Consider the following 15535-nt stretch of genomic DNA (forward strand, 5'->3'; position numbering starts at 1 on the left):
GCTTTAGCGCAGGCGAAAACCCTGCCCAAGCCGCTGGACAAGAAGTAGTGTGGGGAACTACGGGCTTGTGCGATGGGAGGCGTCCAATGAGCAGTGTTGCAGATGGTTCGCAAAGGATTGATGCATCAACCGGTGCGTTGAGTCCGGAGGCGCGGGAAAGATCCATCGAAGTCCTCAGGGGAACCACGGAGCCTGGCAAGGAACTCGACATCCTCATCGTCGGGGGAGGCGTAGTGGGGGCCGGTGCGGCGCTGGACGCGGTGACCCGCGGTTTGTCGGTGGGCATTGTCGAGGCCCGGGACTGGGCTTCCGGCACGTCGTCACGGTCTTCGAAGCTGATTCACGGCGGCTTGCGCTACCTGGAAATGCTCGACTTTGCGTTGGTCCAGGAGGCCCTCCAGGAACGTGGTTTGCTGATCCAGCAAATCGCCCCACACCTCGTGCGCCCGGTTCCGTTCCTGTATCCGCTGACCCGGCGTTTCTGGGAGCGGCCCTACGTTGGTGCCGGCATCTTCCTCTACGACACGCTTGGCCTCACCTCCGGCCACAGCCGCGGCGTACCCATGCACAAACACCTCTTCCGGCGCGGAACACTGCGGGCAGCACCCAGCCTCAAGAGCGATGCCTTCGTCGGCTCCATCCGCTACTACGATGCACAGGTCGACGACGCCAGGCTGGTGGTCAATGTCGTCCGCACGGCCGCACATTACGGAGCGCATGCCGTGAACAGGATGCGCGTGGTGTCGTTCGTGCGGGAGGGCGAACGCGTGGTCGGCGCCAAGGTGGAAAACCAGGAAGACGGCAGCATCATCGAAGTCCGCGCCAAGCAAGTGGTCAATGCCACCGGAGTCTGGACGGACGAGACCCAGGCCATGGTGACGGATCGCGGCCAGCTCAAGGTCCGTGCATCCAAAGGCATCCACCTGGTGGTCCCGCGCGACCGCTTCCAGTCCACGGTCGGATTGATCCTGAGGACTGAAAAATCCGTGCTGTTCGTCATACCTTGGGGGCGGCACTGGATCATCGGCACAACGGACACCGACTGGAAGCTTGACAAGGCGCATCCTGCAGCGTCTACCAAGGACATCGACTATGTTCTTGAACACGTCAATCGTGTCTTGAAGCGGCCCTTGACCCGTGAGGATGTCGAAGGTGTCTACGCCGGACTGCGTCCGCTGCTGGCGGGGGAGAGCGACTCCACGGCCAAACTTTCACGCGAACACGTGGTGGCGCACCCGGTTCCAGGCTTGGTGGTGGTTGCGGGTGGAAAGTTCACCACGTACCGGGTCATGGCGAAGGACGCGGTGGACGAAGCGACCCGGGCCATGGACGAGCGCGTGCCGGCGAGCTGCACCGATACCATCCCCCTCCTGGGCGCCGAGGGATTCAAAGCCGCGTGGAACAGGCGGGGAAGAACCGCCGACGAGGCCGGGGTCCACGTTGCCAGGGTGGAACATTTGCTCAACCGCTACGGCTCCATGACCCCGGAAGTCCTCGCCATCATCAAGGACAACCCGGCGATGGCGGAGCCGCTGCCGGGGGCAGACGACTATTTGGCGGCAGAGGTCGTCTATGCCGCGACCCATGAGGGTGCCCGGCATGTCCATGACGTCCTGACCCGGCGCACCCGCATCTCGATCGAGTCGTGGGACAGAGGTGTTTCCGCGGTCCCTGTTGTCGCTAAGCTGATGGGAGAAATTCTTGGCTGGAGCGATGCGCAGCGGGAAAGCGAAATCAAGCACTACCTGGCCCGGGTGGAAGCTGAACGGCTCAGCCAACAGCAGCCCGACGATGAATCGGCCGATGCTGCGCGCATGGGCGTCGATGACATCGTTCCCCTCCGCTGAGCGGCCCGGGTTGGCTGGCCACACTGGAGGGAAAACGACTTGGCGGAACCACTGGACCCGTATGATGCCGAACTAACCACGCCGGAGACCGTCATCCTTGAGATGGAAGCGGTAGACAAAACAGATGCCGCGGGCCAGCTCGCGGAACGGCTGTACGCAGCCGGGCGCATCACGGACCTTGAGGGCTTCCTGGAAGTCGTCAACTCGCGCGAGCACCAACTTGCTACCGGGCTGCCGGGCGGCATTGGCCTTCCGCATGCCCGCAGCGAGTATGTCTCCAGGGTCTCCATCGCTGTTGGTGTCACGAAATTCGGTCATTCGTTGGACTTCGGCGCCAGCGACGGACCGGCCACGTTGGTCCTGCTCATCGCTACGCCCGCCAGCTCATTCTCGGACCACCTGGAAGTCCTCGCGACCTTGGCCCGCTCGCTGTCCAAGGAATCGTTCAGGGAATCCCTCCGGCGCGCCCACGATCCCGAAGTCATCGCCGAACTGATCAACTCCAGCTTGGTTTTCTTCGACCACTGAGGAAGGGGCAGGCCCTCCCGTTTAGCTGTTCTACAGCTTGACGAAGTACGGTTAAGGGGTGTTGAAAACCGCTCTGAAGCCCCGCTGGATCGCAGGACTTGTCTTTGCGCTCCTGCTCTCCGGGGTGTTTGTGCTGCTCAGCCAGTGGCAGTTCGGCAGATCCACCCAGAGCGACGCCCCGGTTGACGACCCCGCTGTGGAGCAGGTCAAGCCGCTTACCGGGGAATTGCAGCCTGGAACGTTCTTCCCGGGTTCGGCGTCGGACCAAATGGTCAGTGCCAAGGGTAGTTACGATCCCACCAAGCAGGTCCTCGTGGAGGGCCGGCTGCTCGCAGGGCAAAAAGGGTACTGGGTAGTGACCGCGTTTGCGGTCGACGGAGCACCTGTCCTCCACGGCGTCGGCGCAACCGGGAAGACGTGGATCCCCGTGGCCCGCGGCTGGGTCGCCGATCCCGCCCAAGCCGGGCCGCCGCCGTCGGGCACCATTGAACTGACCGGACGGCTCCTGCCGTCCGAGGCGCCGGTGCCAAACGTCGACGCCGGAGCGGGACGCGCCTCTGCGGTCTCCGTCGCGGAACTCATCAACACATGGGACGTCTCGAGCTATCCCGGCTTCGTCGCCGCGACGTCGGAAGTATCCGCGGGCAAGACCCTCGCACTTCCAGCGCAGCTGAAGCCCTTGAATATCCCGGCCCAACCACCCAACCAACAGATCAACTGGCTCAACCTTTTCTACTCCGTGGAATGGGTTGTCTTTGCAGGATTCGCCCTCTACATCTGGTGGCGCATGGTGGCCGATGACTACCGGCGCACCCTTGAAGACGACGAGGAAGAGCCCGACGCCGAACACCCGTCAGACGATTTGCCAGCAATTGCCAAGCCAGAACAGGTAAAGCCATGATTGAGCCCAAACCGGCCATCCAGCCCGAACAGTCCGGAGAATCCGCCGCGAAGCCAAGGGCGGCCAAGAAGCGCCGCTTCGGCGGAACGACGGCGCAGATCCGCTCGGCCCTGAAGTTCTACAAAGTCATGGCTTACCTCACCGGCACCATGCTGTTGCTTCTGTGCGCCGAACTCGTTGCGCGCTATGTGTTCGGCGTGTATCTCTTCGCCGGCGGTACCAATGCGATCACCGGTCAGCCTTTCGGTTTCGGATTCGCCGACGCCGAGTCCAAGGCGGTCCTGGGCGGGGTCAACGTTTCCGTGGGGGTCCTGATCGTCCACGGTTGGATGTACGTGCTGTACCTCATCTCGGATTTCCGCTTGTGGTCGCTCATGCGCTGGCCGTTCACCAAGCTCGTCCTGCTCGCCTTGGGCGGCGTCGTCCCTCTCATGTCCTTCATCGTGGAGAAGAAGTTCCACTCTGAGGTAGAGATGGAACTCGCCGCGAATCCGCAGGCCTCCAAGCGCTACTGACGGGCGTGGTGCGGCGGTCACTGTGAGATCGCTAACGTCGGATTGATTTCCGGGCTTCACGACCGGCTTCAAGGTGCACCGGGGCATCCCGGCAAAGTAGGCTGTTATGGTGACTACTCCCACCGCACCCTTCAGTTCTGAAGCTCAGACTTCCCAGAAGCCGGTGCTGGTTGTTGACTACGGTGCCCAGTACGCGCAGCTGATTGCCCGCCGCGTCCGCGAAGCGAATGTGTACTCGGAAATTGTTCCGCACACGTTCACCACCGAGCAGCTTCTGGCCAAGAACCCGGCAGCGATCATCCTCTCAGGCGGACCTTCAAGCGTTTATGCCGAGGGTGCCCCGAGGGTTGGCGCGGACCTTTTCGAGGCCGGCGTCCCGGTCTTCGGTATTTGCTACGGCTTCCAGGCCATGGCGAACGCGCTCGGCGGCAAGGTCGCTCAGACCGGTCTGCGGGAGTACGGCGCTACCGAGGCCACCACCGTCGGTGAGGCGCGCTCCATCCTTGCAGGTGTCCCGGACTCCCAGAACACCTGGATGAGCCACGGAGACTCCGTTCACGAGGCTCCTGAAGGCTTCGAGGTCCTGGCGACCACCGCCGGAGCACCTGTGGCTGCTTTCGCGAACGAAGAGAAGCATCTCTACGGCGTTCAATGGCACCCGGAAGTAAAGCACTCCGTCCACGGCCAGCAGGTTCTGGAAAACTTCCTGTTCAACGGGGCAGGCCTGAAGCCGAACTGGACCACAGGCAACATCCTCGACGAGCAGGTGGACCGGATCCGCCGGCAGATCGGCGATTCCAAGGTCATCTGCGGCCTCTCCGGCGGCGTCGACTCGGCCGTTGCCGCAGCCCTCGTGCAGCGCGCCGTGGGCGATCAGCTGACCTGCGTCTTCGTGGACCATGGCTTGCTGCGCGAAGGCGAAGCCGAACAGGTCGAGCGTGACTTCGTTGCCGCTACCGGCGTCAAACTCTACGTCGCCAACGAGCAGGAGCGTTTCCTGTCCGCCCTGGCCGGGGTCAGCGATCCCGAAACCAAGCGCAAGATCATCGGCCGCGAGTTCATTCGTGCGTTTGAGGAAGCAGAGCGGGCCATCATCGCCGAGGCTGCGTCCGAAGGCGAGAGCATCAAGTTCCTCGTCCAGGGCACCCTGTACCCGGACGTCGTCGAATCCGGCGGCGGCGAAGGTGCCGCGAATATCAAGAGCCACCACAACGTGGGCGGCCTTCCCGAGGACCTGCAGTTCGAACTCGTTGAACCGCTCCGCGCGCTGTTCAAGGACGAGGTTCGTGCCGTGGGCGCGCAGCTCGGCTTGCCGCAGGAGATCGTCGGACGCCAGCCGTTCCCCGGACCCGGCCTCGGTATCCGCATCGTCGGCGACGTGACCAAGGAACGGCTCGACCTCCTTCGCAAGGCGGACGCGATTGCGCGGGCTGAACTCACGGCGGCCGGACTCGACAATGACGTCTGGCAGATGCCTGTCGTGCTGCTGGCCGACGTCCGCAGCGTTGGCGTGCAGGGCGACGGCCGCACCTACGGACACCCGATCGTGCTGCGTCCGGTTTCGTCCGAGGACGCCATGACCGCCGACTGGTCGAGGCTTCCGTATGACCTCCTCGCCAGGATCTCCAACAGGATCACCAACGAGGTTGATGGCGTCAACCGCGTGGTACTTGATGTCACCAGCAAGCCGCCGGGAACCATCGAGTGGGAATAGCATTCTGAGTGACCGGCCTCTGTTCCAGGGGCCGGTCACTTTGTTTTTCCCCTGAAATCAGCGCCAATTTGCCTTTCCACCAGTGTTGCGGTGCGGACTGCCGGTCGATTCCCGCTACCCTCGAAAGTATGCCGATTTGGTCCAAGTCGTCTCGAGCTATAACAGAAAAGAAGGCAGCGGTGTCAGTAGGTCAAAGCCACGAAGAGAGCTCCATAGAGCTTCGGAAATGGCTGTCGGGGCTCAAGCCCGTGACTGGCGCGGACACCATGCTGCGCTTCGTCAAGACGCCGGAAGGGTCGATAGACCTAAGCAACGGCCACCCCTCAGGCCTGGCACAGCTCCTCGCCGGACGTCGGACCCGTCTTTCCACCTTGATCCGGGATCGCCAGCAGTATCTTGTTGCCGCGCGTGCAGCCAGGAACCTTCGCTCAAAGATTTTCGAACTGGGAAATGACCGGGGAATCGACGCCGGCTATCTCTCCTGCGGCACGGTCGTGTGGACGTCGGCGGTGGGAGGGAAACCCCAACGAGTCTCCGCCCCCGTCATGTTGGCAGCCATCTCACTCACGGCGCGGACGGGCGAAGACGACTACGAGCTGCAACTGACCGAGCAAGCAGGCATCAACCCCGCGTTGGTCCGGCATTTGAAGACCGTCCATGGAATCGTCTTTGACGTCAACGCCGTGAGCCGCATGGCCTACAACACCGCGCGCCTTGACCCGCTGCCGGTCCTCGACCGTCTTGCCACACTGGTACAACCGATCCACGGTGCCGAAGTAACCCCCAATCTCCTCATCACGACGTTGGCGGATCTGTCCGGGAACTTGGACGACCCCTGGATCAACGAGAACAGCAGCGTCGTTGCCTCCCTGTTTGAAGCCGCCAACGGCGGCGATGTGGAACCCGAACCCATCAAGTCCGGACGGTTCCCGAACCTCGACGAGCGCGACCCCGCCGAAGAATCGCTGCTCCTGGACGCGGACTCGGATCAGCAGTACGTCGTGGATGCCGTCCGGGCAGGGGACTCGCTGGTGGTGAGCACCCCACCAGGCAGCGGCCAGACCCAAACCGCGATCAACGCCATCGGTGCCCTCGTCAACGAGGGGAAGTCGGTGCTTGTGGTGGGCGACCGGCGGGCGAGCCTCAACGGCCTGGCCGGCCATTTTGAAGCCCTTGGCCTTGAATCGATGCTGTTCAGGCCAGGCAACGGTGCCACGCCCCAGCAGCTCAAGGGTCAACTGGTCAGCGCGATTATCCGCAACGAGAAGTCGCTGGAGCCGCAACTCGCGAATCTCCACAAGACCTTGACCGAGCACCGCCATGCACTCATGGACCACGTCGCGTCTTTGCACAACGTACGGCAGCGCTGGGGGTGCTCGCCCTACCAGGCAATGCAGTCGCTCGCGGAGCTCACCTCGATCCACCCTGCCCCCGCTACGACGGTGCGCTTGAAGCGCAGCGTGTTGGACAATATCAAAGACCGGGCCGAGCTGGCCGAGAGACTGCGCCGCGCTGCGGAGCTTGGCAGCTTCAGCCGTGAATCGACGTCGAGCCCTTGGTACGGGGCCCGCCTGGTCACGCGCAAGGAGACCGAGGAAGCCCAGCAACTGGCCAGCAGTGCCGCCGAACAACTTCCCCGGTTGCGTGAACGGATGAACCAGGTTGCGGAGCACTCCGAAATCCGGCTTGGGGCGAACTTCGCCGAATGGGGCGCGCAGCTTGAACTCTTGATGGCGGTCCGGGAGAGCCTGGACAAGTTCACCCCGGATATTTTTGACCGGCCGGTCCACGACCTGATTTCGGCCACCGCTACCTCCGCTTGGCGCCGTGAGCGGGGAGTCGAGATGCCCTCGATGCAGCGCTCCCGCTTGCGTCGTGTGGCAAAGGAATATGTCCGCCCCGGTGTCCACATTGCGGATCTGCACAGCTCCTTGGCGCTCGTTCAGGAACAGCGGGCACTGTGGGCCCAGTACGCGACCACCCAGCGCCATCCGGCAGTGCCCTCCGGACTTGCCGACCTCGGCGCGAGCTACCGCGAACTGGACCGGGATCTCCGCCGCTTGGGCGATTGCCTCCAACACACCGCGGCCGGCGGCGACCTCCACGCGACGCGCTACGAGGATCTCTTGGAGCGGCTTGAGCGCCTTGTGGCGGACACCGGCACTTTGGAGACGCTCCCGGAGCGCACGCTTCTGGTCGAGAACATGCGCGAGCACGGACTCGCCGAGCTTCTTGCTGACCTGGCTGAACGCGAAGTGCCTGCCGAATCTGTTGCCGCGGAACTGGACCTCGCCTGGTGGCAGTCCGCCCTGGAAGCGATGATCAGCGGTGACGACTACCTCGCGATGTCCGACGGCGATTCCCTTCGCCGTCTCGAAGCGGAGTACCGCCTGGCGGACCACGCGCACATTGCCAGCGGGGCCGCGCGCCTGCGGTGGAAACTTGCCGAAATGTGGCGGGCTGGAATCGCCGAACACCCCCGCCAATCGGAGCTCCTGCGGAACCTGATCAAAGACGGCCGCGTTACCCTGTCCGCGCTCAGTGCCCAGGCGCCCGCCCTTGTGTCCCGCTTGGTTCCGGTGTGGTCCATCAGTCCGTACCTGCTGACGAGCCTCTTGCCCGCAGAACAAAAATTCGACGCGGTGGTGATTCTCGATGCCGAGAGCACATCGTTGCAGGCCGTCCTGCCGGCCATTGCCCGGGCCCAGCAAGTGGTTGCCTTTGGCGACGCGAAGATCGCCAATGCCCGCACTTTCAGCGTCGCCGTGGAGCCACCCATGGCCGGAGCCGCAAGCCAAGACACCGTGGACAGTGCATTCAATGCCCTGGCCCGGGTCCTGCCCACCTGGCAGTTGAACTGGGTGTATCGCGCGGTCGACGAAGATCTCGTGCTGCAGTTGAGCAAGAACTACTACAACGGTGGCCTTCGCCGGCTGCCGGACGGGCAGTCCGTAACCGGGTTGGACCGCTCGGTGGTAGTTGAGTACATCCCGGATGGTACTGGCCTTCCCGGGGCGGATCACGAAGGTGTCGAATCGGTCGCCGCGGAAGTGAACCGTGTGGTTGACCTGGTGTTTCAACACGCCAGTCTGCGGCCAAGGACCTCGCTCGCCGTGGTCACCGCAAGCCTGCGGCATGCCGCAAGGATCGGCGAGGCCATCAGGCTCCAGCTCCCCAACTATCCGCTGCTCTCGGGTTTCTTCAACGCCGGTGCGGAGTCCTTCCGCGTGGTGGATTTGGAGCGCGCACAAGGACTGGTCCGCGACCACATCATCTTCTCCCTGGGCTTTGGGCGCACCCCGCACGGCCGGGCTCTGCACAGTTTCGGGCCGCTCTCCGTCGAAGGCGGGCGAAACAAGTTTGCCTTGGCAATGACCCGATCCCGGAGGTCGTTGCACGTCCTGAGCTGCTTCCGTCCGGAGGACCTCGACCTGGACAGGTTGGCTCACGGCGCCGTTGATTTCCATGAACTCCTGGACCGTGAATTGTCCGGGAATTCGGACCTGGGGACGCCCGCCACCAGGGCTGCTGCCAGCGAGCAGGCGCTCGGTGAGGATCCGTTGGTGGCGGATCTGGGCGAGCGGCTCCGTGCACGCGGAGCCCGGGTGTGGCACCACTACGATGGAGCCTTGGACATTGCCGCGGCAGCCGATCCCGTGCACACCATAGGTCGCGATGACACCGAAATGCCCACCCCGGTGGCCATTGAATCGGATGGCACGGAACGGTACCGCCGCATGAGCGTCAGGGAGCGCAGCAGGCTCCGGCCCCAACTTCTGGAACGCCTGGGTTGGCGTTACATGTCCTTGTGGACCATTGAAGTATTCACGGATCCTTCGTCCTGCGCCGACCGCATCGGTTCCTATCTGGGGCTGGAGAAGCCGACGGCACCCTCGTATAGTGCCGTCCAGGATGGATTCCTGGATGTTGATGTTGAACAATTGGAACTGAACAGTCAGGCGGACCATGCCACGGCCGGGCCTGATGGTATGCAAGGCCCCCGCGGTACGCAAGGCACTGGCTCGGGACCGGCGATCCCCTAAGGAAGCGCAATGGCGGAAAGCAAAAGCACTCAATCCAAGTGCGCTGCGGACACCAGTGCCGATGCGCTGGGCCCTGACGCGGAGTTGGACGAGCAGGAGAAAACAAAAGTGAAGCCCGCACCGGAGCGGAAGCCGGCAGGAGAGAGTATTCTGCCCAAGAAAGCCTCCGAGGATGATCCACGCCGTTGGGGCGATGAGCCTGGCTATGACCACGACGCCTGGCTGAAGGAGCAAAGGCCCCCGCACTGGGGCTGAACCCTCCATTTGCTCGTGGTTATCCGGCCGGGGCTCGGGATTGCCGGTTGTCAGAGGGATTGACGAGGACAAAGAACAGTTTCCCTCGCGTGGAAGCTCCGGCGAGGATTTCGGCCTGTTGCGGATTGGCGGCGACAACCACAAGGCCGTCCGCCTCGTTCGTGCCCAACCATTGGGTGGCCTTGCCTCCCTGCCCGGATGTCCACAAGACCGGGACCGCAGATGCCAGGAGTTCGGATTTCTTGCCGGGCCCTTCAGGCCCATCTGCTGCGGTGAGCACAACGTCGACCACCTGGCCCGGCGAGATGAGCTGGATTGAAGCGGGATCGGCCATGCGAAGTGGAACGGCCGCCGTCGCGGGTGCGGTGCCGGTGAGCAGGCCCGGTCCCAGGAGTTGGGCGTCCGTGGGGATCTGCCCCTTTCGCAGGGGCGAGGCAAGCTGCTTCCCGCCGTATCCGGTTTTGGGGGAGAGCGCCCCCGCGGGAACTCCATCTGGAAGGACTTCGAGGGGTTTGAGGTCGGAATCCATCAAAGTGGACCCGGCAGGAAGATCCCGCGCGGCGGCCAGGACCGTGACTCGCTGCTCCGAAGGGGGAGTCAGCTGGTGGACCGCGATCCCGGCGGCCACGCATAGCAGAAGGGCCACCACGAGGCGGCGGTTGTGGTTTAGCCAGCCAGCGAAGCGTCGATGCCCGGATTGTCGCGTGGGAGCGCCGAGGCGCCCGCCCGCCGCCCTGAAAGGAAGAACCTGAAGGCGACGCGTACGGGCCATGCTCATCGGCGACGGGATCCTATCGCGCGGAAGCGACGAAGATCCGGCAGGCACAGGGCCCGGGGATACGTTCGGGATTTTTGGCATGGTGCCACGCTAACGGGGCACGCAGGTCCCGTGGCAGGGCCCTATTGAGCTATGTGGAAACGTTGAGTTATGTGGAAACGTCGTGCTTTGTGGAAAACCGGGGGCAGCCGGAAACGGCTATCAGCTCGCGGCAGCCGCCGGAGCCGGAGACGCAGCTGGTGCGGCGGGAGCGGCCGAAACGGTGCTTCCCTTGGAATCCCGGGAGTCGGTGCGGTAGAAGCCCGATCCCTTGAAGACGACGCCCACGCTGTTGAACTTCTTACGCAACGACCCTTGGCATTCAGGGCAGTCGGACAGCGAGCTGTCCGTGAAAGTCTGAACGATGTCAAAGGCATGTCCGCAGTCTTTGCAGGCATAGGCATATGTGGGCACTGGTGATCCTCCTCCGGGACGAACTGCAGGTCCTGTGCTGCCAAGGCGGATTGTTCCGTCCATTAGCAGTCGCAGGGCCTGAGTGCCAATTCTATCATCCGGAGTCGAGGCCGCTACTACGGAATGTGGCGGAGTAGACAGACCTCAAACTCGGTCAAGCCGCCGCAACCAGGCGTACAACCCGGTTAGGGGTAAGTGCCTCGGCCACGGGCTTGTCGAACGATTGTGCGGGGATCGTCCCCGCGGGCAACACTTCGTGGTCATATACGACGGCGACAGTCGGCGGACGCTGCCCGTCGGCGTCGAGCTTGTCGAGGAGCCGGTCGTAGTAACCGCCCCCTTGCCCGATACGGTTTCCGCTTTCATCGACCGCGGTGGCCGGAAGGAAGATTCCAGCCGCATCCTTGATGGCGCCACTGTCGAATCGTTCGCCCACGGGCTCGTCAATCGGGGCGTAGTTCGAGCGGACAAAAGACGTTTCCGGTGTCCAATAGACCCAGCTCAGACGCCGTTCCGGTTCACAGACGGGAAGGAGGACCCGGTGCCCGGCGGCGTGGAGCGCAGCGAGCAAGGGCATTGTCGGCGGCTCGGCAGCCACGCCGACATAAGCCGCGAAAGTCGACGGATTCCCTTGGGTAACCGCATCCGCCCACAGGAGGCCATGGCGGGCAATCCCCGTTCCAGCGTCAGCACGCTGTTGCGCGGTCAAGGTGAGCCTGCGCTTGCGGTTGTCCCGGCGGATATCGTCCTTCAAAGTCATCTTTGCTCCAGTTCTTGCTGCTGTGCGGCCCGGGGATGGGCAGGAAAGGGAGCTTCACCGCTGTGCGCCCCGGGACTCTTTTGCCCAATGTCCAGCTCCTTCCGTTAGATTAGTCCGGTGACTTCCAATAGCTGCGCCGTCCGCAAGGCCGTGATCCCCGTTGCGGGGCTCGGTACCAGATTCCTGCCGGCTACAAAGGCCATGCCCAAGGAAATGCTGCCGGTGGTCGATAAGCCGGCCATCCAATACGTGGTTGAGGAAGCCGTGGGCGTCGGCCTCAACGACATCCTGATGATCACGGGACGCAACAAACGCGCATTGGAAGACCACTTTGACCGTGTCCCGGCGCTTGAAGCGACCCTTGAGGCCAAGGGAGACATCACCAAATTGGACGCTGTACAGGCCACGAGCGGCCTGGGCGACATCCACTATGTTCGCCAAGGCGACCCCAAGGGCTTGGGCCATGCGGTGCTGCGTGCCAAGCAGCACGTCGGCTATGAGCCGTTCGCGGTTCTTCTCGGTGACGATCTGATCGACGCCCGGGACACACTCCTCAGCGACATGATTGAGGTCCAGCAGAAGACCGGCGGATCAGTCGTAGCCCTCATTGAGGTGGAGCCCTCCCAGATCAGTTCCTATGGCTGCGCTGACATCGAGGATATCGGCGAAGACGGCTACGTCCGGATCAAGCAGCTTGTGGAAAAGCCAGCCGCAGATGAAGCTCCATCAAACCTGGCCGTGATTGGCCGCTACGTGCTTCACCCCGCCGTATTTGACGTCCTTGAGCACACCGAGCCGGGACGTGGCGGGGAAATCCAACTGACGGATGCCCTCCAGGTCCTGGCCGCCGAGGAGGGCGAAGGCCGCGGCGTGTATGGAGTGGTCTTCCGTGGCCGTCGATACGACACCGGGGACAAGCTGAGCTACCTCAAAGCCTGCGTCCAGCTGGCGTGCGACAGCGAAGATCTCGGTCCCGGTCTGCGTGAGTGGTTGCCCGGCTTCGCCGCCGGCCTCAGCAAGTAGCTCATCGTGTGGGGGTCGGCCATTTGGCCGGTGACGTTGGAGAGTGGCGACCTCATCTTGCGTCCCATTCACTACCGGGACAAGAAGGAATGGACCGAGGTCCGCTCACGCAACAGTGATTGGCTGGCGCCTTGGGAAGCCTCCAACCCGGCCCCTGGCGGTCGCCTGCCGAATTATCGGCAGATGGTGGCTTCCCTCAACTCGCAGGCTCGGCAAGCGAGTGCCCTTCCGTTCGTGATCACGGAGCGCATTCCCGGGTTCCCCGAGCCCAGGATCGTCGGGCAGCTCACGGTCTCCTCGATAATGTGGGGGTCGGCGATGACGGCCACGCTTGGTTATTGGGTCGACCAGGCGCGGGCCGGCCGCGGAATAGCTCCCACCGCGGTTGCCATGGCCACCGACCATTGCTTTGAGGCTCTGGGCCTGCACCGGATGGAGATCAACATCAGGCCCGAGAACGGGCCGAGCCTACGCGTCGTTGAGAAGCTGGGATTCCGTGACGAAGGCCGCCGTGAGCGTTTCCTCCACATCAACGGAGAATGGGCTGACCACCGAAGCTTTGCGTTGACCTCGGAAGAGGTCCCCGGCGGTTTGCTGGCCGCTTGGCTGAGACGCGGAGCCAACTAGTCGGCCCAGTGGATGAGAGCCGGTAAATCCATTGATTTGCCGACTCTCCGACGACACACCGTGGGCAATGCGGCGGCCTCTGCGTATTTCCTTCTACGGTTTTGATTGTGGACTTCCCTCTCAGCAGCTCGGTGATATTGGTCATTGCTGTCGCGCTGTGGATTGTTTGGGTTGCGCCATACATACTGCGGAATCGTCACAACCACGTCCAAATGGCCGGTGACATCCCGGCAGATGTCATCGACGAAGACGCTCATGAACTGCAAGCCGGGGTGGTTCTGTCAATCACCCCTCGGCAGGAGAAAGCAATGGAAACCATGCAGAGCACCGCAACCGCATTGCCCGAGGTATCGGCCGGCGCCGGCGAACGGCGTGATGCTGCATCGGATGCGGCGGTCTTCAAAGTCAGATACGGGCGCTGCGCCCTTGCACTCGGCGGTCTCCTCCTGCTGCTCACGGCGGCCGTTTCAGGCGTTCTTCGCATTCTTGGCCTCGTTTCGGGTTGGCTGCCGCTGGCATCCATCGTCGGTGTGGTCGGGACCGTTTTCCTGCTTCGCCGGCTCGCCATCAGGGACCGCCGGGCGAAGATGAACAGGGCCTTCCGTAATGCAATGGGTCCCGCGGTCGAGAGCCCCCGCGCAAATGCGCCGGCGTCGGACCGACCTGCGACCAAGATCTTCGACGCCGAAGCCCACGCCCGTGAGGCGACCCGACTGACCGCCGTCGAGCTCCGGCAGGCCGCCCTTAACGTTGCCGTCGCCGCCGGCGACAACACAGTCCGGTTTACGGCGGAATCCAAAGAGTCTGAATGGCGGCCGGTGGACGTACCCAAACCAACATACGTCGACGCCGCCAAGGCGCCTCGACCGGCGCCCGAACCCCTCGACTTGCCTGAGGCCCCCAAGCCGCTCGGCAAGCCGACGCTGAAGCCGGCCAGCGCGCCGTCCGCGGGTCCGTCGGTCCAGGTACAGCACGGCAAGCCCCAGAGTGCCCTCAGCAACCTCGACGACGTTTTGCAGCGCCGCCGGGCATAGCCTCCCTTGACTACTGTCTGCGTCGCAGGTGGCACGGGACAGGTGGGCCGTGAAGTCGTCCGCTTGGCGCTCGACGCCGGCCTCGACGTGACGGTGCTGAGCCGCCGGCCGCCGTCGGGCACGTCGCCAGCCCATCACGACGGCGCCCGCTACTTTCAGGCTGACGTCACCACAGGGGCCGGGCTGGCAGAAGCCCTGCACGGGGCCGACGTCGTGATCGATTGCTTGGAAGGGCAGTTCGGGAAAGCCCTCAAGAATTTCGCCGACGGCGGCGCGCGCCTGCTCGCCGCGGCCTCCGGTGCCGGTGTCCGCAAGGCTGTTGTCCTCTCGATCATCAACTGCGACCAGAGCAACGCGGCGTTTTATGGCTCCAAGGCAGACAAAGAACGGGTCTACGCGAATTCTGCGCTTGAGACGGTTGTTGTGCGGGCCACCCAGTTCCACAGCCTCCTGACGGCGGTTTTCCAGGCCGCGGCGAAAATTCGCCTCATCCCGGTCTTCAAGGGTGCCCGCTTTCAAACGATTTCGCCTTTGGACGTGGCGTCGGAGTTGCTTGCCGAGGCCATGGGGGAACCTTCCGCTGAGCGACACCGGACACGAACCATCGGCGGACCGGACATCCGGACCATGCGTGAACTCGCTGAGATCTGGCTCAAGGCGACCGGGCGTTCTGGACGGATCGTAGAGGTGCCGTTGCCCGGAGCGATGGGCAAATATCTTCGGAACGGACTGAATTTGGTGCCAAGCCAGCGGACCGGGACAGACACGTTCGAGTCGTGGTTGGCAAAGCGCGAAGATAGTTTGTAGCCTAGGGACACTGGCAATGCACAGTTGACCAGGGGCTATAGCTCAGTTGGTAGAGCGCTTCGTTCGCATCGAAGAGGTCAGGAGTTCGAATCTCCTTAGCTCCACGGGGAAGGCCCTTTGGCCTGCGGAAACGTGGGGGTGAGGGCCTTTTTTGCGTCGAAAATGGGGCCAACCCGACGGCCATATCCTCCCGGCCCCGGCACCACAGCGAGAACCTGTTTAACGCTTTCGGTCACGCCGTTTGCGGAGA

General features: G+C 63.4%; 15 protein-coding genes and 1 tRNA gene. 12 read left to right on the plus strand and 4 right to left on the minus strand.

The genetic code is table 11. The features are described from left to right. The first annotated feature begins 86 nt into the window (after nt 1-86). From QRN51_RS18810 to QRN51_RS23490, 7 genes are all read left to right on the plus strand, one after another. A complete protein-coding gene (locus QRN51_RS18810) occupies nt 87-1847 on the plus strand; it encodes a glycerol-3-phosphate dehydrogenase/oxidase (protein ID WP_059387421.1) in 1761 nt (586 codons plus the stop codon). A 39-nt stretch (nt 1848-1886) separates the two neighbouring features. Next, the gene (locus QRN51_RS18815) at nt 1887-2375 is read left to right on the plus strand and encodes a PTS sugar transporter subunit IIA (RefSeq protein WP_059387422.1); all 489 of its coding nucleotides are present in this window, start codon (nt 1887-1889) and stop codon (nt 2373-2375) included. Nucleotides 2376-2433: 58 nt separating this feature from the next. After that, nucleotides 2434-3276, plus strand: a complete 843-nt coding sequence (locus QRN51_RS18820) for an SURF1 family protein (RefSeq protein WP_284991338.1) — start codon at nt 2434-2436, stop codon at nt 3274-3276. Next, nucleotides 3273-3791 (plus strand): DUF3817 domain-containing protein, encoded by a 519-nt coding sequence (locus QRN51_RS18825; RefSeq protein WP_059387423.1) that lies wholly within the window; start codon nt 3273-3275, stop codon nt 3789-3791. Before QRN51_RS18820 ends, QRN51_RS18825 begins: the two co-directional genes overlap by 4 nt. A 106-nt stretch (nt 3792-3897) precedes the next feature. After that, on the plus strand, nt 3898-5505 hold the full coding sequence (gene guaA, locus QRN51_RS18830; RefSeq protein WP_502870880.1) for a glutamine-hydrolyzing GMP synthase: 1608 nt from the start codon (nt 3898-3900) through the stop codon (nt 5503-5505). 128 nt (nt 5506-5633) lie between these two features. Further along, complete coding sequence (locus tag QRN51_RS18835) at nt 5634-9548, plus strand: AAA family ATPase (protein WP_502870881.1); 3915 nt, start codon at nt 5634-5636, stop codon at nt 9546-9548. A 9-nt stretch (nt 9549-9557) separates the two neighbouring features. Continuing rightward, on the plus strand, nt 9558-9803 hold the full coding sequence (locus QRN51_RS23490) for a hypothetical protein (protein WP_502870882.1): 246 nt from the start codon (nt 9558-9560) through the stop codon (nt 9801-9803). A 19-nt stretch (nt 9804-9822) separates the two neighbouring features. Here QRN51_RS23490 and cpaB read toward each other — a convergent pair whose 3' ends face one another. From cpaB to QRN51_RS18850, 3 genes are all read right to left on the minus strand, one after another. Next, nucleotides 9823-10581: a Flp pilus assembly protein CpaB gene (gene cpaB / locus QRN51_RS18840; protein ID WP_284991340.1), complete on the minus strand. Its 759-nt coding sequence runs from the start codon at nt 10579-10581 to the stop codon at nt 9823-9825. A 201-nt stretch (nt 10582-10782) separates the two neighbouring features. After that, complete coding sequence (locus QRN51_RS18845) at nt 10783-11034, minus strand: FmdB family zinc ribbon protein (RefSeq protein WP_284991341.1); 252 nt, start codon at nt 11032-11034, stop codon at nt 10783-10785. A gap of 154 nt (nt 11035-11188) precedes the next feature. Continuing rightward, nucleotides 11189-11794 (minus strand): 5-formyltetrahydrofolate cyclo-ligase, encoded by a 606-nt coding sequence (locus QRN51_RS18850; RefSeq protein WP_284991342.1) that lies wholly within the window; start codon nt 11792-11794, stop codon nt 11189-11191. Between the two features lie 117 nt (nt 11795-11911). Here QRN51_RS18850 and galU point away from each other — a divergent pair, with 117 nt between their 5' ends. Further along, a complete protein-coding gene (gene galU / locus QRN51_RS18855) occupies nt 11912-12817 on the plus strand; it encodes a UTP--glucose-1-phosphate uridylyltransferase GalU (protein WP_059387427.1) in 906 nt (301 codons plus the stop codon). 6 nt (nt 12818-12823) lie between these two features. Continuing rightward, nucleotides 12824-13444, plus strand: a complete 621-nt coding sequence (locus QRN51_RS18860) for a GNAT family N-acetyltransferase (protein WP_284991345.1) — start codon at nt 12824-12826, stop codon at nt 13442-13444. Here the strand turns inward: QRN51_RS18860 and QRN51_RS18865 are convergent. Then, nucleotides 13441-13701: a hypothetical protein gene (locus tag QRN51_RS18865; protein ID WP_284991567.1), complete on the minus strand. Its 261-nt coding sequence runs from the start codon at nt 13699-13701 to the stop codon at nt 13441-13443. The two genes, QRN51_RS18860 and QRN51_RS18865, sit on opposite strands and share 4 nt — an antisense overlap. Nucleotides 13702-13752: 51 nt before the next feature. On the opposite strand from QRN51_RS18865, the gene QRN51_RS18870 reads away from it, so the two are divergent. The 3 genes from QRN51_RS18870 (at nt 13753) to QRN51_RS18880 (ending at nt 15389) form a co-directional block, all read left to right on the plus strand. After that, nucleotides 13753-14478: a hypothetical protein gene (locus QRN51_RS18870; protein ID WP_350225005.1), complete on the plus strand. Its 726-nt coding sequence runs from the start codon at nt 13753-13755 to the stop codon at nt 14476-14478. A gap of 6 nt (nt 14479-14484) precedes the next feature. Then, nucleotides 14485-15285, plus strand: a complete 801-nt coding sequence (locus QRN51_RS18875) for an SDR family oxidoreductase (protein WP_284991347.1) — start codon at nt 14485-14487, stop codon at nt 15283-15285. Nucleotides 15286-15316: 31 nt separating this feature from the next. Beyond that, nucleotides 15317-15389, plus strand: a tRNA-Ala gene (locus QRN51_RS18880). Nucleotides 15390-15535 lie beyond the last annotated feature (146 nt).

The sequence above is a fragment of the Arthrobacter sp. efr-133-TYG-120 genome (assembly GCF_030209785.1).
Lineage (GTDB): Bacteria > Actinomycetota > Actinomycetes > Actinomycetales > Micrococcaceae > Arthrobacter.